At 66.4% G+C, this 17,527-nt stretch carries 17 protein-coding genes and 1 pseudogene; 6 read left to right on the forward strand and 12 right to left on the reverse strand.

What is annotated here, in order from left to right:
- Window positions 1-159: 159 nt before the first annotated feature.
- The 4 genes and pseudogenes from AC5P6X_RS09810 to purB all read right to left on the reverse strand — a co-directional run bounded on the left by AC5P6X_RS09810 (window position 160) and on the right by purB (window position 5,543).
- Complete coding sequence (locus AC5P6X_RS09810; RefSeq protein WP_108270371.1) at window positions 160-1,056, reverse strand: GNAT family N-acetyltransferase; 897 nt, start codon at window positions 1,054-1,056, stop codon at window positions 160-162.
- Between the two features lie 8 nt (window positions 1,057-1,064).
- A complete protein-coding gene (locus AC5P6X_RS09815; RefSeq protein WP_049451501.1) occupies window positions 1,065-2,480 on the reverse strand; it encodes a ribosomal protein uL16 3-hydroxylase in 1,416 nt (471 codons plus the stop codon).
- 161 nt (window positions 2,481-2,641) lie between these two features.
- Window positions 2,642-3,585 (reverse strand): annotated as a pseudogene (locus tag AC5P6X_RS09820) (IS481-like element ISStma1 family transposase).
- Between the two features lie 590 nt (window positions 3,586-4,175).
- A complete protein-coding gene (gene purB, locus AC5P6X_RS09825) occupies window positions 4,176-5,543 on the reverse strand; it encodes an adenylosuccinate lyase (protein ID WP_108270230.1) in 1,368 nt (455 codons plus the stop codon).
- Between the two features lie 293 nt (window positions 5,544-5,836).
- Here purB and AC5P6X_RS09830 point away from each other — a divergent pair, with 293 nt between their 5' ends.
- A complete protein-coding gene (locus AC5P6X_RS09830; protein ID WP_108270229.1) occupies window positions 5,837-7,264 on the forward strand; it encodes a class II fumarate hydratase in 1,428 nt (475 codons plus the stop codon).
- 103 nt (window positions 7,265-7,367) lie between these two features.
- Here the strand turns inward: AC5P6X_RS09830 and AC5P6X_RS09835 are convergent, their stop codons facing one another.
- The 7 genes from AC5P6X_RS09835 to AC5P6X_RS09865 all read right to left on the reverse strand — a co-directional run bounded on the left by AC5P6X_RS09835 (window position 7,368) and on the right by AC5P6X_RS09865 (window position 11,947).
- On the reverse strand, window positions 7,368-7,793 hold the full coding sequence (locus AC5P6X_RS09835) for a hypothetical protein (RefSeq protein ID WP_049448975.1): 426 nt from the start codon (window positions 7,791-7,793) through the stop codon (window positions 7,368-7,370).
- 100 nt (window positions 7,794-7,893) lie between these two features.
- The gene (locus tag AC5P6X_RS09840) at window positions 7,894-8,505 is read right to left on the reverse strand and encodes a YggN family protein (RefSeq protein ID WP_005413931.1); all 612 of its coding nucleotides are present in this window, start codon (window positions 8,503-8,505) and stop codon (window positions 7,894-7,896) included.
- A gap of 30 nt (window positions 8,506-8,535) precedes the next feature.
- On the reverse strand, window positions 8,536-9,423 hold the full coding sequence (locus AC5P6X_RS09845) for a GIN domain-containing protein (RefSeq protein WP_088436560.1): 888 nt from the start codon (window positions 9,421-9,423) through the stop codon (window positions 8,536-8,538).
- Window positions 9,424-9,448: 25 nt separating this feature from the next.
- Window positions 9,449-10,477, reverse strand: a complete 1,029-nt coding sequence (locus AC5P6X_RS09850; protein WP_049459368.1) for an ABC-2 transporter permease — start codon at window positions 10,475-10,477, stop codon at window positions 9,449-9,451.
- Window positions 10,474-11,349 carry an ABC transporter ATP-binding protein gene (locus tag AC5P6X_RS09855; protein ID WP_005410262.1) on the reverse strand — a complete coding sequence of 292 codons (876 nt, stop codon included), beginning with the start codon at window positions 11,347-11,349 and terminating at the stop codon, window positions 10,474-10,476. The genes AC5P6X_RS09850 and AC5P6X_RS09855 overlap by 4 nt, the downstream gene beginning before the upstream one ends.
- The gene (locus AC5P6X_RS09860) at window positions 11,349-11,708 is read right to left on the reverse strand and encodes a GntR family transcriptional regulator (RefSeq protein WP_005410261.1); all 360 of its coding nucleotides are present in this window, start codon (window positions 11,706-11,708) and stop codon (window positions 11,349-11,351) included. The genes AC5P6X_RS09855 and AC5P6X_RS09860 overlap by 1 nt, the downstream gene beginning before the upstream one ends.
- Before the next feature lie 2 nt (window positions 11,709-11,710).
- Window positions 11,711-11,947 carry a hypothetical protein gene (locus AC5P6X_RS09865; protein WP_005410260.1) on the reverse strand — a complete coding sequence of 79 codons (237 nt, stop codon included), beginning with the start codon at window positions 11,945-11,947 and terminating at the stop codon, window positions 11,711-11,713.
- Between the two features lie 365 nt (window positions 11,948-12,312).
- Between AC5P6X_RS09865 and AC5P6X_RS09870 the strand changes: the two genes are divergently transcribed.
- The 5 genes from AC5P6X_RS09870 (at window position 12,313) to AC5P6X_RS09890 (ending at window position 16,273) form a co-directional block, all read left to right on the forward strand.
- Window positions 12,313-12,900 carry a glutathione peroxidase gene (locus AC5P6X_RS09870; RefSeq protein ID WP_108270228.1) on the forward strand — a complete coding sequence of 196 codons (588 nt, stop codon included), beginning with the start codon at window positions 12,313-12,315 and terminating at the stop codon, window positions 12,898-12,900.
- A 96-nt stretch (window positions 12,901-12,996) separates the two neighbouring features.
- Window positions 12,997-13,974, forward strand: coding sequence for an FKBP-type peptidyl-prolyl cis-trans isomerase (locus AC5P6X_RS09875; protein WP_032962085.1), 978 nt, complete (start codon window positions 12,997-12,999; stop codon window positions 13,972-13,974).
- Between the two features lie 23 nt (window positions 13,975-13,997).
- Entirely contained in the window at window positions 13,998-15,347 is a 1,350-nt protein-coding gene (locus tag AC5P6X_RS09880; RefSeq protein WP_049464354.1) for a UDP-glucose dehydrogenase family protein, read from the forward strand.
- Window positions 15,340-15,582, forward strand: a complete 243-nt coding sequence (locus AC5P6X_RS09885) for a SlyX family protein (RefSeq protein ID WP_005410256.1) — start codon at window positions 15,340-15,342, stop codon at window positions 15,580-15,582. Before AC5P6X_RS09880 ends, AC5P6X_RS09885 begins: the two co-directional genes overlap by 8 nt.
- Window positions 15,583-15,592: 10 nt before the next feature.
- Window positions 15,593-16,273 carry a DUF2058 domain-containing protein gene (locus AC5P6X_RS09890; RefSeq protein WP_108270227.1) on the forward strand — a complete coding sequence of 227 codons (681 nt, stop codon included), beginning with the start codon at window positions 15,593-15,595 and terminating at the stop codon, window positions 16,271-16,273.
- Between the two features lie 48 nt (window positions 16,274-16,321).
- On the opposite strand, the gene AC5P6X_RS09895 is transcribed toward AC5P6X_RS09890, so the two are convergent.
- Window positions 16,322-17,509, reverse strand: coding sequence for an MFS transporter (locus AC5P6X_RS09895; RefSeq protein WP_108270226.1), 1,188 nt, complete (start codon window positions 17,507-17,509; stop codon window positions 16,322-16,324).
- Between the last annotated feature and the right edge of the window lie 18 nt (window positions 17,510-17,527).

The following is a 17,527-nucleotide window of genomic DNA, read 5'->3' on the forward strand; positions in this document are numbered from 1 at the left end:
GGTATGGCTTCAGAAGGACCCGGCAGGAAGATGAATAGCCCTGCGCGGGCGCGTTCAAACAGCCAAATTGTACCCCCATCCGGACAGGAAGGGGCACCAAAACGGGCATCCCGGGTCCCCCGGTGCCGCTTCCAGACAGGTTGAGTAGGCGGTACCCGCTCAGATGCCGAGCGCACGCAGTTCGCTGCAATCGCGCGAACGGTCCCAGACCCGCTGCAATTGCTGCTCGAACGGCTGCGAACGTGCAGGCAGTGCGACGCCTGCCTCGCCGTCGAGGCGATGACCGATCAGACGAAAGTAGAAGTCGCCGGCGTCGTTGAGCAGGCAGGCCGAGGCCAGCGCACGGTCGACCGGATCGGCGGCCTCGCGGAACTGGATCACACTGGGCAGGCGCTGGGCCAAGGCCAGCAGCGGCGCCCCGGCAGACGCGATGGCGGCGGCGTCGTGCACGATCACCCGCAGCTGCTTGTCGTGGCGGGCGGTGACGAAGCGGCGCAGGGCGGCCTGTACCGGCGGCGCGTCGAGCAGTCCCGGGTCCAGCTGACGGCTGTGCAGCCACACTTGGCGGCGGGCGCGGTGGACGATGGCCGTGGTGATGGCCACCGCCTGCTCGCGACTGTCGATGGCACTGGCCGCGCCCAACCGGCGGCGCATCTGCTGGTGGCCGATGCCGGCCTCCTCGAATACCTCGCCTTCCGGCAGGAAGCCCTGGCGGGCATAGAAATCGCGGGCGGGCAGCTGGGCGTGCAGGTGCAGCTCGGCCAGGCCGAGCCTGCGCCCGGCCTCGACCAGTGCCTCCAGCAGGGCCTCACCGACCCCGTGGCTGCGATGGCTGGCCAACACCGCCATGCGGCCGATGCGGCCGTCCGGGGCCAGCCGACCGGTGCCGACCGGCTGGTTGTCACTGTCCAGCGCCAACACATGGGCGCTGAACGGGTCCAGCGCATCGCGTTCCAGTTCGGCGGCGATGCCCTGTTCCTGCACGAACACGCGTTGGCGCACGTCGTGGATGGCAACGTGGGCGTCGGCGTGGCTGACCTGCTGGACCCGGACCATGGCAGGGCTCAGGCGCGACCGTCGTCGCTGTCGTCTTCGTCGTGATCCTCGAAGTTGACGATGACCTCGATGCCGTCGTCGTGCACGGTCACGGTGTGGACATCGTCGGACACCGCGTCGGCGTCGATCGCGTCGACACGGTCACGCCCTTCGACCACTTCGCCGAGCACCACGGCGTCTTCGCCGTCATCCTCATCTTCAGCGTCATACACCTCGTTCGGATCGATCAGCTGGAACACGCCACCGACCAACAGCTGCTGGACCACCGCGCGGCCCTTGTCGGACAGGCCGCGATAGGCGGCGGCATCGAGCTGCTCGGCGCCGGCCAGGCGCTGCGCGTCCTTCACCGGCAGCGCGAAGTCCTGGCCACTGACGTACAGGCTGGCGCCGCGCTTGGCCCGGCGCCAGGCCAGGCGTGCCCACGGATGACGCTGCAGCAGCAGGCCCGAGGCCAGGGCCTGGGCCACTTCCTCCAGTGCCGGTGCGGCCTGGTGAGCCATCACTTCGCCGGCCGCGCGGTAGGTGGTGATGAAACGGCCGAACCAGTCACCCAGCTTGTCCGGATCGTTCATGCGGATGGCATTGAGCGCGGTGATCACCCGCGCCATCGCCACCGTGTCGATCTCGTTCGGGTCGGCCGGCACCTTCAGGTCGGCATCCTGGTAGCGGATGTTCTCGTCGGCATCGGCGATCAGGGTGTCCAGGTAGTCGCTGATCAGTTCGGCCGACGATGGCGCGCGCATGCCGAAGGAGAAGGTCAGGCAGGGGTCTTCGGCGACGCCGTGGTGCGGCACGTTCGGCGGCAGGTAGAGCATGTCGCCCGGCGCCAGCACCCAGTCGTGGGTGGGCTTGAACACCTTCAGCAGCTTCAGCTCCACGTCGGGGCGGAAGCCCAGCGGCGGCTGCCTGCCCTTGATCGATTCGCTGGCATCGATCTGCCAGCGGCGGTGGCCGTGGGCCTGCAGCAGGAATACGTCGTACTGGTCGACGTGGGCGCCGACCGAGCCGCCGGTGGCGGCGAAGCTGATCATCACGTCATCCATGCGCCAGCGCGGCAGGAAGCTGAAGTGCTCGATCAGGGCGCGCACGTCCGGGTCCCACTTGTCCACGTCCTGTACCAGCAGTGTCCAGTCATGGTCGGGCAGGGCGGGGAACACGTCTTCCTGGAACGGGCCGGTGCGCACGCGCCAGCCGTCCTGGGTCTTGTCGTGCTCGATCAGGCGCGCCAGCACGCCTTCCTCGCAGGCCAGCCCGGCCAGGTCTTCCGGCTGCACCGGGGTCTGGAAGTCGGGGAAGGCGTTGCGGATCAGCAGCGGGCGCTTTTGCCAGAAGTCGCGCAGGAAGGTGGCCGGCGCCATGCCCAGCGGCTGGCCGGGGCGGGCGGTGACTTCGATGAGGGGGGCGGAGGACTTGCGGGCGGCCATGGGGGAATCCTTGCAGCGGAAAGCGGGAGGGGCGGCGCAGCGGGCCGCCTGAGATCTCCATTGTCCGCCGTTCGTGGGGATTGCGCACGTGCGCGGGTTTGTCGCGGGGTGTCCGGCCAACGGCGGAGCCCCTCGTGGCGACATCTGGGTAGGGTCGACTGTTAGTTGTGTAAACCCACCACGTTGTTCAGCAAGACTCTGGAAATAGGTGGCTGGCCACCGATCCCCATGTGAGGGCGGTGCCAGTTGTAGTGGTGCAGCCATTGGGTCAGCACGGAATTGCGCTGGTCCGAGGAGGCGTATTCGCGGGCGTAGGCCCATTCGCGCAGGCTGGTTTGGATGAAGCGCTCGGCTTTGCCATTGGTCCGCGGCGTGTAGGGCTTGGTTCTGATGTGCTTGATCCCAAGGGATTTGAGCAGCTTGGCAAAGGCGGTGGAGCGATAGCAGGCACCGTTGTCGGTCAGGATCCGCTTGAAGGTGATTCCCAGGCTGGCGTAGTACTGCAGAGCGCCCAGCAGCGCATGGCAGGCGGTTTCGGCCTGTTCGTTGGGGTGGACGCTGCTGAAGGCGACCCGGGAGTGATCGTCGATGGCCACGTGGACGTAGCCCCAGCCACCGCCAGCGGCGTTTCCCCGACGTTTGGCATCGGTTCTGTGCCCTGGCCGCTGGAAGTTGCCCAGCTTCTTGATGTCCAGGTGCAGCAGCCTCCGGGCTGATCGTATTCGTATCGGATGACCTCCTTGGGCGGTTCAAGCCGACACAGCCGATTGAGGCCGTGGGCACGCATCAGCCTTGAAATCGTACTGTGGCCGACCCCCAGCGCCTTGGAGATGGTCAGGTAGGTCTGCCGTTTACGGCGGTGCTCCTTGATTTGCTCGATTACCGGAGCAGGTGTGGCATGCGGCGTCTGGTGAGGCCGTGAGCTGCGGTTTTCCAGCCCCGGTGCCCCGAACTGGCGGAATCGGGCCAGCCATTTGTAGGCCGTACGCACACTTACGCCGCATGCTTGGGCTGCTTCCTCTGGGCGCAGGCCCTCGTGGAGGATGCGGCGAATAAGAAGTGCTCGACTATGGACGGTCAAACGGGCATTTTTATGGTGGTTCATCCGGGCTCTTTGGGGACTGGATAGGTGTGGTAACCACCATTTTCCAAAGATGCCCCGGATGAACAACCTACCGAGAGATCACAGTTAGTCGACCGGCTTCATGGGTTTGGCCGGGCGGGGTGGGTTCGCGGGACACGCCGTGAACCCGTCCATGGGGGCTCGATGGCGCCATCCATGGCGCCAACGGTCCCGCGAACCCACCCCGCCCGGCCCCTGGCAGTTTCCTGCGCGGCCCGCCACGGAATGGAAGAAGAAAAGCAAAAGCAACAGCGGGTCGCGCGCTGCGCTTGCTCGTGCCAAAACAAAAGAGGGACGCGGCGAAGCCGCGTCCCTCTTTCAAATTCCGTCCCGACAACCCAATTCTCTTCGATCCGTCACCGGGAATCTGTCAGAGGTGGGGCGGGTTGGGTTCGCGGGGGTGTCCGCGGCATGGATGCCGCGGCCAAGCCCCCAGGGACGGGTTCACGGCGTCCCCCGCGAACCCAACCCGCCCCGCCAAGCGAGGCAATAACCCAGAGCCGCTCTTGACGTTGATGTTGCCGTTGCCTGCCGCAGGCAGCGCCCGCGGCCGCCGCCGCAAAGGAAAACCCTTAGATCTTCTTCGCCAGCGACTCGGCCAGGCCGGTGTAGCTGCCCGGGGTCATCTCCAGCAGGCGCTGCTTCGCATCCGCCGGCAGCTCCAGCCCCTGCACGAACGCACGCATCGACTCGGCGGTGATGCCCTGGCCGCGGGTCAGCGCCTTCAGCTGCTCGTACGGATTCGGCAGGCCATGGCGGCGCATTACCGTCTGCACGGCTTCGGCCAGCACTTCCCAGGCCGCGTCCAGATCGGCATCCAGGCGCTGCGGGTTCACTTCCAGCTTGCCCAGGCCCTTGGCCAGCGAATCCAGCGCCACCTGGCTGTGGCCGAACGCGGTGCCCAGCGCACGCAGCACGGTGGAGTCGGTCAGGTCACGCTGCCAGCGGCTGATCGGCAGCTTCGCGCTGAAGTGCTCGAACAGCGCGTTGGCGATGCCGAAATTGCCTTCCGCATTCTCGAAGTCGATCGGGTTGACCTTGTGCGGCATCGTCGACGAGCCGACTTCGCCTTCCTTCAGGCGCTGCTTGAAGTAGCCCAGCGAAACGTAGCCCCAGATGTCACGGGCCAGGTCGATCAGGATGATGTTGGCGCGACGCGCGGCATCGCCGATCTCGGCGATGTTGTCGTGCGGCTCGATCTGCGTGGTGTACGGGTTGAACACCAGGCCCAGGCCGGTCACGAAGCGCTCGGCGAAGGCCGGCCAGTCCACGTCCGGGTAGCTGGCGATGTGGGCGTTGTAGTTGCCCACCGCGCCGTTGATCTTGCCGGTCAGTTCGACGGCGGCGATCTGCTTGCGCTGGCGCTCCAGGCGGGCGACCACGTTGGCCAGTTCCTTGCCCAGGGTGGTCGGCGAGGCGGTCTGGCCATGGGTGCGCGACAGCATCGGCTGGCCGGCCTGGGCATGGGCCAGGGTGCGCAGTGCGGTGGCGATGCCGTCCAGGGTCGGCAGCAGCACCTCGCGGCGGGCCTGTTCCAGCATCAGGCCATAGCTGAGGTTGTTGATGTCTTCGCTGGTGCAGGCGAAATGCACGAATTCCAGCGCCGGGGCCAGCTCGGCGTCGTCCTTCAGCTGTTCCTTGATGAAGTACTCCACCGCCTTGACGTCATGGTTGGTGGTGCGCTCGATCTCCTTCACGCGCGCGGCCTGGGCCGGGCTGAAGCGGGCGGCCAGGGCGCGCAGGCGGGCGACGGCGGCGTCGGAGAACGGCGCCAGCTCGACGATGCCCGGCTCGGCGGCCAGCGCCAGCAGCCATTCCACTTCGACCGTGATGCGGGCCTTGATCAGGCCGTACTCGGAGAAGATCGGGCGCAGGGCGTCGACCTTGCTGGCATAGCGGCCATCGAGCGGGGACAGGGCGAGCAGGGCGGAATCGGACATGTCGGCAGGGCTGGGGCGAGCGGCGGGGGCCATATTCTACGACGTGCCGGTCAGGTAGTGCCGGCCGCTGGCCGGCAAGCCATGGCGGCGTAGGCCGGGCGTGGTTGCCGGCCAGCGGCCGGCACTACCCTTGCGCGCGCAGAACGGCCGTGCAGGTGGAACGATCTGGCCCGCCCTCGTCATCCCATGCTGCGGGCAAGGGAGTATTGTGGCCGCAGCCGCCAGCCCGGGAAGCGACACCCTGCCAGCCGCCGCTTCCCTTTCCCCAACTGAAGTAGTGCGGAGTTGATGCAATGAGCAAAGCTGCAAGCAAGGGTTTCAGAATCGAACACGACAGCATGGGCGAGCTGCAGGTGCCTGCGGATGCCCTGTGGGGCGCCCAGACCCAGCGCGCCGTGCAGAATTTCCCGGTCTCGGGCCAGCGCATGCCGCGCGGTTTCATCCGTGCCCTGGGCCTGGTCAAGGGCGCCGCCGCGGGCGTCAACGCGGAGCTGGGCCACCTGCCGAAGAACGTGGCCAAGGCCATCCAGACCGCTGCCGCCGAAGTGGCCGCCGGCAACTGGGACGCGCAGTTCCCGATCGATGTCTACCAGACGGGTTCGGGCACGTCGTCGAACATGAATGCCAATGAGGTCATCGCCACCCTGGCCAACTGTGCCGGCAAGGCGGGCAAGACGGCGGTGCACCCCAACGACCACGTCAACCAGGGGCAGAGTTCCAACGACGTGATTCCAACCGCGTTGCGCGTGTCGGCGGTGCTGGCGACGCATGAGCAGCTGCTGCCGGCGCTGGTGCACCTGCGCAGGACCCTGGACAAGAAGGGCCGCAGCCTGCGCAAGGTGGTCAAGACCGGCCGTACCCACCTGATGGACGCGATGCCGCTCACCTTCGAGCAGGAATTCGGTGCGTGGTCGGCGCAGCTGGCCTCGGCGCAGGAGCGTATCGAAGACAGCCTCAAGCGCGTGCGCCGGTTGCCGCTGGGCGGCACCGCCATCGGTACCGGCATCAACGCCGACCCGCGCTTCGGCGCGCAGGTGGCCAAGGCGCTGAAGCAGCAGACCGGTTTCAAGTTCGACAGCGCCGAGAACAAGTTCGAAGGCCTGGCCGCTCACGACGATGCGGTGGAACTGTCCGGCCAGCTCAATGCGCTGGCCGTGGCACTGATCAAGATCGCCAATGACCTGCGCTGGATGAACGCCGGTCCGCTGGCCGGGCTGGGCGAGATCGAACTGCCGGCACTGCAGCCGGGCAGCTCGATCATGCCGGGCAAGGTCAACCCGGTCATTCCGGAAGCCACGGTGATGGCCTGCGCGCAGGTGATCGGCCACCACACCGCGATCACCGTGGCCGGGCAGACCGGCAACTTCCAGCTCAACGTCACCCTGCCGTTGATCGCGGTGAACCTGCTCGATGGCATCGGCCTGCTGGCCAATGTGTCCAGGCTGCTGGCCGACAGCGCGATCGCAGGGCTGAAGGTGCGCGAGGACCGCGTGGCCGAGGCGCTGGCGCGCAACCCGATCCTGGTCACCGCGCTGAACCCGATCATCGGCTACGAGAAGGCAGCGGCGATTGCCAAGCGTGCCTACAAGGAACAGCGCCCGGTGCTGGACGTGGCGCTGGAAGACAGCGGGCTTGACGAGGCCGAGCTGCGTCGCCTGCTGGACCCGACTGCGCTGACTGCTGGTGGCATCCAGGCTGGCGGTGGTGGCGCCGGGGGGTGATCTGCCGGTTGCAGAGTCGAGCCACGCTCGACGGTTGTTCCGGAGTCGGGCATGGCTCGACTCTACGGAAACGAAGAACGCCGCCCTCGGGCGGCGTTCTTCTTCAGCGACGGTCGGCGACGATGTTGCCGAAGGTGTCGGTGTAATCCTTGAACTCGGGGATGCGCTGGATCAGGTCGGCCGGGATCACCTCCATGCCCTCCGGCGGCTGGATCTTCACCGGCTGCATGTTCGGATCGGCGGGCGCGGCCACCAGCGTGTTCTGGCGCAGTACCTGCAGCTTGCCGAACATCGTCTGCAGCATCTGCTTCTGCCCGTTGTCCAGTGGAATCTGGATCTCGTCCACTTTCATCGTGCCGTCGCCGAGGATGATGATGTTCGGTGCCGGCGGGCGGCGCACGGTCACCATGCCTTCGCTGACGGAAATCTTGGGCTTGCCGCGCTCGGCGCGGTGATCGCGGTAATCCTTGTCGCAGCCGACCAGGCCCAGGCAGAGCAGGGTGGCCAGCAGCAGGAACAACTTCTTCATGGCGTTCGGTTCGGGGGCATCCGGGGGCCCCATTGTAAGCCCGCCGACAGTGCCCGACCGGCAACGGAAGGCTGCAGCCGGTCGGGTGCGTCGATTTGTCTCAGTTGGAGAACGTGACCGAGTTGTCCTTGCCGCAGTCGTCCACGTCGCTCTGGTCCATCGTCGCGTAGGGCTTGAACGCCGGCAGCTCGCGCGCCAGTGCCTGCTGGCTGGCCAGCATCGCCGGCAGGCGATCGCAGATGCGCTTGGCCTGGGCCTCGATCTTGGCGGCTTCGGCGTTGATGCGCTTCTCCACCCCTTCGCTGTCGCCGCTGAAGATGCCCTTCAGCGCTTCACCGGCGGCGTTGGCGCCGAGCTTGGCGCCGGCCAGCCCGACATCCATGCCCGCCATCGCAACGGCGACCACGTGACCGCGGTACTCCTGCAGGTGGCGGCGCTGGACGTCGTTGGCGGCGACCTCCTTGCCGGCGATCAGCAGGCGGCCATCCGGCGTGATCTCCGCACGCGGCTGCTTGTCGGCCGAGATCTTGATGTTGCCCTGGGCGATGTCCTTGCGGGCATCGTCCATGGCTTCCTTGACGGTCTGGCCGACGCCGCTGGTGGCTTCGGCGACGCTCTTGCCGACGCTCTTGTCGGGGGCGGAGGACGTGCCACCACAGGCGATCAGCGGCAGGCACAGCAGGGTGGCGGGCAGCAGGCGCAACAGGTTCATGATGTTCCCCTGGACGTGTGTGGAAGAGGATTACTTGCTGCGCGGCAGGGTGACCCGGCCGCTGACGTTGCGGTGTTCGATATCGCCGCTGCCGCTGTGATCGACGGTCAGGCTGCCGCGTACGCCGTCCACCTGGATGTCGCCCGAGCCGTGGCTGCGCACATGCACGTTGCCGCCGATATCGGCCAGATCGATGCCACCGGAGCCGACCACGCCGACTTCGACGCTGCCCTGCACGCGCTTGAACTCGATGTCGCCGGAGCCGACCGTATCCAGGCGTGCGTTGCCACGCACATCGGTGATCTTCAGGTCACCCGAACCGACAGTGCCGGTGATGGCATCGCCGCCGATGTTGCGGGCATTGACGTCGCCCGAACCCAGCGACAGCAGATTCAGCGAACTGCCGCCATCGATGTTGAGGTCGCCGGAACCCACTGCAGCGTGGATGCTGCCACGGGTACCGCGGGCCACCGCGTCACCGGAGCCGACGTCCACGCTGAGCGACTGTGCGTTCTCCACGCTGGCGTCACCCGAGCCGACCTTGAACTGCAGCGGCAGGTTGTCCGGCACGCTGCCACGGATATCCAGCCAGGCGTAGCTGTTGCCCAGGCTGATGCCGCTTTGGCGGCCGTCGCGGCGCAGGCTCACCACCAGCTTGTCGCCCACCTTGCGCTGGTCCAGTACCAGCTGGTCCAGCCATTCCTGGCTGGACGCGCAGGCGCGGCCGTCCAGCTGGCCGCCGCCAGCGCTGGCGACCACCTTCAGGTCATGCTGGTTGACCTCGAACACCACCGTCCTGGCACCGGCCACGTCCAGCTTCAGTGCGCGGGCGGCAGTGAACTTGCAGTTCGGAGCATCGGCGGCCAGCGCCGACAACGGCAACAGCAACAACGCAGAACAGGCGAGCAGAGAACGCATGGGTGGTGCCTCCGGGTGGATGGAATCAGATCTCGCCGGCGCGCTTGCGCAGGCGGATGGCGAGGAAGATGAACAGTGCCCCGACGGCCGCACCGATCCACAGCTCCGGCATCGCCAGCGACTTCAGCTGCGAGGCGGGGGACATCAGGCTGACCACCGAATCCAGGTCGCGGCGCGAACCTTCACCTGCGCCGAGGCGGTACAGCAGGTCCATGCCGGGCACGCCGCCCAGCAGCAGGCGGCCGACGATGTTCTGCCAGAACCAGCCGGTGGTCAGGCCGAACAGCGGCATGATCTTGGTGGTGCTGACGATGACGCCGGCAAACAGTGGCAGCATCACCGCCCACAGGAACGGCTTGCTCTTGGCCCAGGCCGAGCACAGCAGCAGCCACCCTGCAGTGGGCAGGGCCCAAAGCGCGTAGACCGGAATCCAGCTCAGGTGACCAGCGGCCAGGGTCAACGGGCTGGCGGGCCCCCAGATCAGCGCCATCGGGCTGCCACCGTGCATCAGCGCGACGATGCTGATGATCAGCATGAAGCCGAACATGGTGATGATGCCGGCAATCACCGCGATCAGCGGTGCCACGATCAGTGCGCTGATGACCTTGGACAGCACGGTCTGGGTATCCGACAGCGGCAACGACTTCCAGAACAGGATGCTGCGGTCGCGGCGGTCGTCGTACAGGGCGCCGAGGCAATAGAAGAACACCACGAAGGCCAGCACCAGGAACGGCCATGCCGAGCTGAGCACCAGGGTCAGGTCAAGGCCGTTACCGAGGTCGGCAAGGTCCTTGCCGTCGATGTTGCGGGTGAGCAGCGCCAGGTCCAGGCCATTGACGTTCACGCTCTCGCCATCGACATGCAGCGCACCGTTGCGCGCCGCGCGGTTCAGCGCGAACAGGCCGAAGGCGATGCCGACGGTGCTCATCACCAGCGAGATCAGGCCGGCGATCAGCGGGGCATACAGGAAACCGCCGCGGTTTTCCCAGTACTCGCGCTTGAGCAGCCAGCGCAGCGTGCCGAGGGGGCTGACGGGATGGTTGACGGCATTCATGCGTAGGTCCCCTTCATGACGGCGACGAACAGGTCGGCCAGGCCCGGGCTGCGGGTCTCGCCAAGGGTGGAAAGCTGGGCGCGCGGTACGCCGTCGAACAGCATCACGGTCTTGCCGAACGCCAGGCTGCGTTCGTCGATCGGCTTCAGGGCGCGCGCGGTCTCCAGCTGGTCGGCGTTGACCAGCAGTTCCGTGTAACGCTGGCCGACCTCGTCCATTTCCGCATCGAGCACGATTCGGCCATCACGGATGAACATGACGTCGCTGAGGATGTGCTCGATCTCTTCCACCTGGTGGGTGGTGACGATGATGGTTTTCTGCTCGTCGAAGTAGTCTTCCAGCAGGCGCTGGTAGAACTCTTTGCGGTACAGGATGTCCAGGCCCAGGGTGGGCTCGTCCAGTACCAGGATGCGGGCATCGATGGCCATCACCAGCGCCAGGTGCAGCTGCACGATCATGCCCTTGGACAGCTCGCGCACGCGCTGCTTCGGCTGCAGCTTGGTGTTGGCCAGGAAGCGCTCGCAGCGGGCGCGGTCGAAGCGCGGATGCACGCCGGCGACGAAATCGATGGCTTCGCGCACCTTCAGCCAGCGCGGCAGCACGGCGACGTCGGCGATGAAGCAGATGTCGTTCATCAGTTCGTCGCGGTGCAGCCGCGGGTCGCGCCCGAGCACGCTCAACTCACCTTCCACCGAGGTGAGGCCAAGAATGGCCTTCAGCGCGGTGGTCTTGCCGGCGCCATTGGGACCGATCAGGCCGACGATGCGCCCGCTCGGAATGCTGAAGCTGGCACTGTCGAGGGCAACGGTGGACTTGTAGGCCTTGCGCAGGCCGCGGGCGGTGATGACCGGTTCGCTTGCGGTGCTATTCATCAGACTTTCCCCTGGGGCAGCAATTCGTCGAGGCTCAGGCCCAGGCGCTGGATGCGCTCCAGCACGGCCGGCCATTCTTCATTGAGGAAGCGCTCGCGCTCGCTGCTGCGCAGCTGCGTGGCGGCCTGCTCGGTCATGAACATGCCCAGCCCGCGGCGCTTTTCGACCAGGCCTTCGTCGGCCAGTTCCTGGTAAGCGCGCGAAACGGTGATGGGGTTCAGTTGGTAATCGGCGGCCACCTGGCGCACCGAAGGCAGGGCATCGCCCGGCTTGAGGATTCCGTCGAGCATCATGGCGATCACGCGCTCCTTCAACTGACGGTAGATGGGAGCGCCGTCGCTCCACTGGATGTCGCTCATATTCAGCTCCGTGGGGTCAGCGGCTGGGCGAACGAGAAATACGGCATGGACAGGGAGCTGTGCAGCCGACGCGGGGGAGGGGGGGAGGAATCGGCGTTCCCGGCCGGTGTAGCGATTGCATCCTGCGCACTGTCGGGCGAGGCGGGGGCGGTGGGCGTGGCCAGCCAGGCCAGCACGATCAGGGTCGAAACAGCAGCGGCCGCGGGTGCGGTGAGGTTGCGACGGATCCGGGCGTTCATGGCTTCCCCCTGTCTCAGGTGACTGGTGTTGTATGCAACTATAACACCGGCACGCCTACGTGCAACCCCTTGCCGTCCCCAACTGATGGCAGGGGTGGTCAAATTGCTGAAATATCCGTTTATCCGATTGATTCGGAAGGGAAATCAGGTTCTGGCGAGGGCCGACCCAGGCCCGCCTTCCATTCAGTGTTGTCCATGCTATGTCATTACTGCGCCGTTGCTGGCGGGTCGTGCAGGAAAGCGCCACGCCGCGCAAAGCCACAGGCGCCCCTTGCAACAAGGGGGAACGGGGCCCGGTGCTATAGTTCGGCCGACTCCGGCCGCTACCGGCCGGCCCTGTGAATGGCCACCGCGGACTGCTCTCGATGCCCTTGCCGACCGTTATGCCGCGCCGCCTGCGCGGCCTGTCCCTGCTGACCCTGCTGGTAGCCGGCCTGGCCGGTTCCACCCGCGTGCTGGCGGCCGATCTTCTCGACCTCGACTACCGCCCGCTGGCCAGCAAGCAGCAGGTCAACCTGCAGCAGCGCTACCACGGGCAGGTGCTGCTGGTGGTCAATACCGCAAGCAAGTGCGGCTATACCCCTCAGTACGAAGGCCTGGAGGCGCTGCAGAAGCGCTATGCCGGCCGTGGCTTCGCCGTGCTCGGTTTCCCGTCCAACGATTTCAAGGGCCAGGAGCCGGGTGACGAGAAGCAGATCCAGGATTTCTGCACGCTCACCTACGGCGTCAAGTTCCCGATGTTCGAGAAGGTGCACGTCGTCGGCGCAGAGGCCACGCCGCTGTACCAGCGGCTGACCGCGGCCACCGGCGTGGCGCCGGGCTGGAACTTCCACAAGTACCTGGTGGGCCGCGATGGCAAGGTCATCGCCCAGTTCGCCAGCAAGGTGACGCCGGACGATCCGCAGCTGACCGCCGCCATCGACAAGGCGCTGGCGGCAGCCGCCACGCATTGATATGCGGCACGGATGCCTCGACATCGACGGCATGCGTGCGACAATGCTTCTTTTCGCGCCGACGTCGGCGCCCAGACACTTCCAGGAATGCAGCGAATGAAGATGGGAATGCGCGGCGCCGCGGCGTCGGTTCTGATTCTGGCGATGGGCACTTCGGGTGTCGCTCTGTCGCAACAACCGGCTGCCCCCGCAGCCGCCAAGGAGACCGCAACCTTGAATTCCCCCAAGCAGAAGCTGGGCTACGCCATCGGCCTGGACGTCGCCAAGTCGTTCACCCCGATCGCCGATGAGATCGATGTGGCCGCGCTGCGCACCGCCGTGGAACGTTCGTTCGAAGGCCTGCAGCCGCAGATCACCCAGGAACAGGCCAAGGCCACCGATGCCGCACTGCGCCAGGTCGTGATGGCCCGCAGCGGGCAGCAGGTGCCGGGCATGGCGCCGGGTTCGCAGCCGCCGAAGGTCGACCGCGTCAAGGTGTCGCAGATGATCGGTTCCTACTCGGTCGGTCCGTCGCTGGCACAGCTGAAGGACGACATCGACGTCGCCTCGCTGTTTGACGCGATCAGCACTGGCCTGAGCAAGGGTCAGCCGAAGATGACGGAAGCTGACGCGACCGCCACCATCCAGGCGTTCATGGGCAGCAAGCAGGCCGAAATGCAGGCCAAGGCCGCCGCCGCCGCGCAGACCAACCGCGAGGAAGGCAACGCGTTCCTGGCCAAGAACAAGACCCAGCCGGGCGTGGTGACCACCCCGTCGGGCCTGCAGTACCAGGTCATCCGCCCGGGCAGCGGCGAGCGTCCGCTGCCGAGCAGCAAGGTGCGCGTGAACTACGAAGGCAAGCTGCTCAACGGCACCGTGTTCGACAGCTCCTATGGTCGCCAGCCGGCCGAGTTCGGCCTGGACCAGGTGATCAAGGGCTGGACCGAAGGCGTCGCGCTGATGCCGGTCGGTTCGAAGTACCGCTTCTGGATCCCGGGCGAGCTCGCCTACGGTGAGAACGGCACCCCGGGTGGCCCGATCGGCCCGAACGCGACTCTGACGTTCGACGTCGAGCTGCTGGGCGTCCTGCCGTAAGCGACCACGGAGCCAGCACGGACATGCGCGTTGCGATTTTCGGTACCGGTTATGTAGGGCTGGTGACCGGTACCTGCCTGGCCGATGTCGGCCACCAGGTGGTCTGCGTCGATATCGACCAGGCCAAGGTCGACGGCCTCAACCAGGGCATCATCCCGATCTATGAGCCGGGCCTGGAACCGATGGTGAAGGCCAACCACGCCGCGTCGCGGCTGACGTTCACCACCGATGCCGCAGCCGCGATCGGCCACGGCCAGGTCGTGTTCATCGCCGTCGGCACGCCGCCGGACGAGGATGGCAGCGCTGATCTGCAGTACGTGCTGGCCGTGGCCCGCACCATCGGCCAGCACATGAGCGTGCCGACCGTGGTGGTCAACAAGTCGACGGTGCCGGTGGGCACCGCCGACAAGGTGCGCGCGGCCATCGCCGCCGAGCTCGCCGCACGGGGGGCCGACATCGCCTTCGACGTGGTGTCCAATCCGGAATTCCTGAAGGAAGGCGATGCCGTTGCCGACTGCATGCGCCCGGACCGCATCATCATCGGTGCGACCAGCGCCGAATCGGTGGCGGTGATGCGGCGCCTGTACGCGCCGTTCAACCGCAACCACGACCGCGTGGTGGAAATGGACGTGCGCTCGGCCGAGCTGACCAAGTACGCCGCCAACGCGATGCTGGCGACCAAGATTTCGTTCATGAACGAAATCGCCAACATCGCCGAGCGTGTCGGCGCCGATGTGGAACAGGTCCGCCAGGGCATCGGCTCGGATCCGCGCATCGGCTGGCACTTCATCTACCCGGGCGCCGGTTATGGCGGCTCGTGTTTCCCCAAGGATGTGCAGGCACTGGCCCGCACTGCGCAGCAGGCTGGCCTGGAGCCGAAGCTGCTGAACGCCGTCGAAGCGGTCAACGATGCGCAGAAGGGACATCTGTTCGCGCTGATCCAGCGTCATTACGACAAGGGCGAGGATGAGGGCGTGCGTGGCAAGACCTTTGCCGTGTGGGGCCTGGCCTTCAAGCCGAACACCGATGACATGCGCGAAGCCTCCAGCCGCCGACTGCTGGCGCAGCTGTGGGAAGGTGGTGCAACGGTGCGTGCCTACGATCCGGAAGCGATGCACGAATCCCAGCGCATCTTCGGCGAACGCGATGACCTGGTGTTCTGCAGCAATGCCGACGAGGCGCTGCAGGGCGCGGATGCACTGGTCGTGGTGACCGAGTGGAAGCAGTTCCGCAGCCCCGATTTCCAGAAGCTGCGCGAGCAGCTGAAGGACGCGGTGGTGTTCGACGGGCGCAACCTGTACGAGCCGGCGGATGTCGAAGCGGCGGGCCTGGCGTATTACGGCATCGGCCGGGGGCGCTCGCTGCATGTCTGACCTGCTGCCAACCGAACGCGAGCAGGCGCTGGAAGCGCGCCTGGTCGAGCTGGAGATGCGCGTGTCCTTCCAGGAGCAGGCGCTGGCCGAACTGAGCGATGCGCTGGCCGATGCCCGCATGCAGGGCATGCGCAACGCCGATGTGCTGCGCGTGCTGCTGGAAGACCTGGGCAAGGTCCGCAACGCATTGAATTCTTCCGATCCGGCGAGCGAACCGCCGCCGCCGCACTACTGATCCGAATCCTATGAGCGATACCCTCCGCGACCAGCTGCTGGGCCTGGGCTTCAAGCCTGCGCCCAAGCCCGAGCGCAAGAATGATGGCCCCCGCCGTGATGGCCGCCCGCAGGGCAAGGGTGGCAACGGCAATGGAAAGCCGCAGGGCGCTGGCAAGGGCGAGCACAAGCCCGGTGAGCGTCGCGGGCATGGCCACGGTGGCCCGGGCAGGCCCGGCCAGTCGCGTGGCCCGGGCCAGCAGGGCCCGCGCAAGCCGCGCAGCGCCGAAGAGATGGATCTGGCCAAGGCCTATGCCATCCGTGCGCAGCGTGAGAAGGAAGAGCGCATCGAGACCGAGCGCCTGAAGCAGGAAGAAGCACGCGTGCGCCGCGAGGCGAAGGCCAAGCTGGAAGAACTGCTGAAGGACAAGGGCCTGAACTCCGAGGCGGCTGATATCGCTCGCCACTTCCCGTATGGCGGCAAGATCAAGCGCATCTACGTGACCGCCGAACAGCTGACCGCGCTCAATGCCGGTGAGCTGGGCGTGGTCCAGCTCAATGGCCGTTACCTGCTGGTGACCGCCGAAGTGCTGGCACAGTCCGAAGCGGTGTTTGCCGCATCGGTGGCACTGAAGGTCGACCCGAACGCGCCGGCCGAGGAAGATCCCTACGCGGACCCGCAGTACCAGGTACCGGACGACCTGGTCTGGTAACTGCACCTGCTGCACGATGAAAACGCCGGGCATTGCCCGGCGTTTTCGTTACGGGACGCGCGCAGTGCTGTGGCGTGCACGGATCAACGGCAGGCTCAGCGCGAAGAAGCACAGCAGTGCGCCGACCAGAGCGAATCCGCTACCGGCGAGGAAGGCCGTGCGTCCCTCGTCGATCTTCCACAGTTGGCCGGCGATGAGCGCGCCCAGCACGCCGCCGACACCGGACGAGAAACCGTACAGCAGGCCCTGGCCATGGCCATTGAGGCGTCCGGGGAAGTAGATCGCCAGCATCTGCATCGCCGCGGCGAAGAACGCGGCAAAGCCCAGCGCGTGCGCGGTCTGCGCCAGCAGCATCACCGGCAGGTTTTCCGGGAACAGTGCGGTCACGGCCCAGCGCAGGCAGGAACTGACCAGCGCGATCAGCAGCATCCAGCTGGCGTCATAGCGGCGGAAGAAGCGGCCGATGGTGAAGAACACGCCCACTTCGAACACCACGCCGATGGTCCAGAGCAGGCCGAGCGTGGATGTGCGATAGCCGTGGTGGTCCATGTAGACCGAGAAGAAGGTGTAGTACGGGCCGAACGAGAGCTGCTCCATGAAAGCGGCCAGGAAGAACGCCAGCACCGGCGGGCGGCGCACGATCTGCCAGAAGCCGCTGGCATCGCCGCCGGTCCTGCCGATGTCGCGTGCGTAGTGGTTGCTGAAGGCCGAGGCGACCAGCAGGACGAACAGCGGCAGCATCATCCAGGGCAGCAGCCCGGCGCGGCCGGCGGTGCCGTCACCTTCGATCAGCCAGCCGAACAGGGTGACGATGGCGATGAAGCCAAGCGAACCCCAGACCCGGATCAGGCCGTAGCGATGGCTGTCGCTGCCGAGATGGGTGAGGGTGATCGACTCGAACTGCGGCATCACCGCGTTGTAGAAGAAGCAGAACACGATCATCGCCGGATACATCCATGGCTGCGGCAGAGGCAGCAGGAATGCGGCGAAGCTGATCAGGGTCAGTACGCAGCCGATGCGCAACAGTCGGATCGGCCGCGGTGAGGTGGCTGCCAGCGAGGTCCAGGCGCTGGGTGCAACCACGCGTGTGGCATACCACAGCCCCATCATCACGCTGATGGCGGTCACGCTCATGCCGCGCGCGGTCAAAAACAGGCTCCAGTACGGAGTGAACGCACCGAGTGCCGCGTAGTAGAAGAGATAGAAGCTGGAGAGGCGGGCAGCAGGAACATTCATCGCGGCATGATGAAGCAA

The organism is Stenotrophomonas sp. YJH_SMC_40 (genome assembly GCF_059368615.1).

Bases quoted from the DNA above. Each gene is read 5' to 3' on its own strand.
- AC5P6X_RS09810 (WP_108270371.1), bottom strand. From the start codon at position 1,056: ATGGTCCGGGTCCAGCAGGTCAGCCACGCCGACGCCCACGTTGCCATC.
- AC5P6X_RS09815 (WP_049451501.1), bottom strand. From the start codon at position 2,480: ATGGCCGCCCGCAAGTCCTCCGCCCCCCTCATCGAAGTCACCGCCCGC.
- purB (WP_108270230.1), bottom strand. From the start codon at position 5,543: ATGTCCGATTCCGCCCTGCTCGCCCTGTCCCCGCTCGATGGCCGCTAT.
- AC5P6X_RS09830 (WP_108270229.1), top strand. From the start codon at position 5,837: ATGAGCAAAGCTGCAAGCAAGGGTTTCAGAATCGAACACGACAGCATG.
- AC5P6X_RS09835 (WP_049448975.1), bottom strand. From the start codon at position 7,793: ATGAAGAAGTTGTTCCTGCTGCTGGCCACCCTGCTCTGCCTGGGCCTG.
- AC5P6X_RS09840 (WP_005413931.1), bottom strand. From the start codon at position 8,505: ATGAACCTGTTGCGCCTGCTGCCCGCCACCCTGCTGTGCCTGCCGCTG.
- AC5P6X_RS09845 (WP_088436560.1), bottom strand. From the start codon at position 9,423: ATGCGTTCTCTGCTCGCCTGTTCTGCGTTGTTGCTGTTGCCGTTGTCG.
- AC5P6X_RS09850 (WP_049459368.1), bottom strand. From the start codon at position 10,477: ATGAATGCCGTCAACCATCCCGTCAGCCCCCTCGGCACGCTGCGCTGG.
- AC5P6X_RS09855 (WP_005410262.1), bottom strand. From the start codon at position 11,349: ATGAATAGCACCGCAAGCGAACCGGTCATCACCGCCCGCGGCCTGCGC.
- AC5P6X_RS09860 (WP_005410261.1), bottom strand. From the start codon at position 11,708: ATGAGCGACATCCAGTGGAGCGACGGCGCTCCCATCTACCGTCAGTTG.
- AC5P6X_RS09865 (WP_005410260.1), bottom strand. From the start codon at position 11,947: ATGAACGCCCGGATCCGTCGCAACCTCACCGCACCCGCGGCCGCTGCT.
- AC5P6X_RS09870 (WP_108270228.1), top strand. From the start codon at position 12,313: ATGCCCTTGCCGACCGTTATGCCGCGCCGCCTGCGCGGCCTGTCCCTG.
- AC5P6X_RS09875 (WP_032962085.1), top strand. From the start codon at position 12,997: ATGAAGATGGGAATGCGCGGCGCCGCGGCGTCGGTTCTGATTCTGGCG.
- AC5P6X_RS09880 (WP_049464354.1), top strand. From the start codon at position 13,998: ATGCGCGTTGCGATTTTCGGTACCGGTTATGTAGGGCTGGTGACCGGT.
- AC5P6X_RS09885 (WP_005410256.1), top strand. From the start codon at position 15,340: ATGTCTGACCTGCTGCCAACCGAACGCGAGCAGGCGCTGGAAGCGCGC.
- AC5P6X_RS09890 (WP_108270227.1), top strand. From the start codon at position 15,593: ATGAGCGATACCCTCCGCGACCAGCTGCTGGGCCTGGGCTTCAAGCCT.
- AC5P6X_RS09895 (WP_108270226.1), bottom strand. From the start codon at position 17,509: ATGAATGTTCCTGCTGCCCGCCTCTCCAGCTTCTATCTCTTCTACTAC.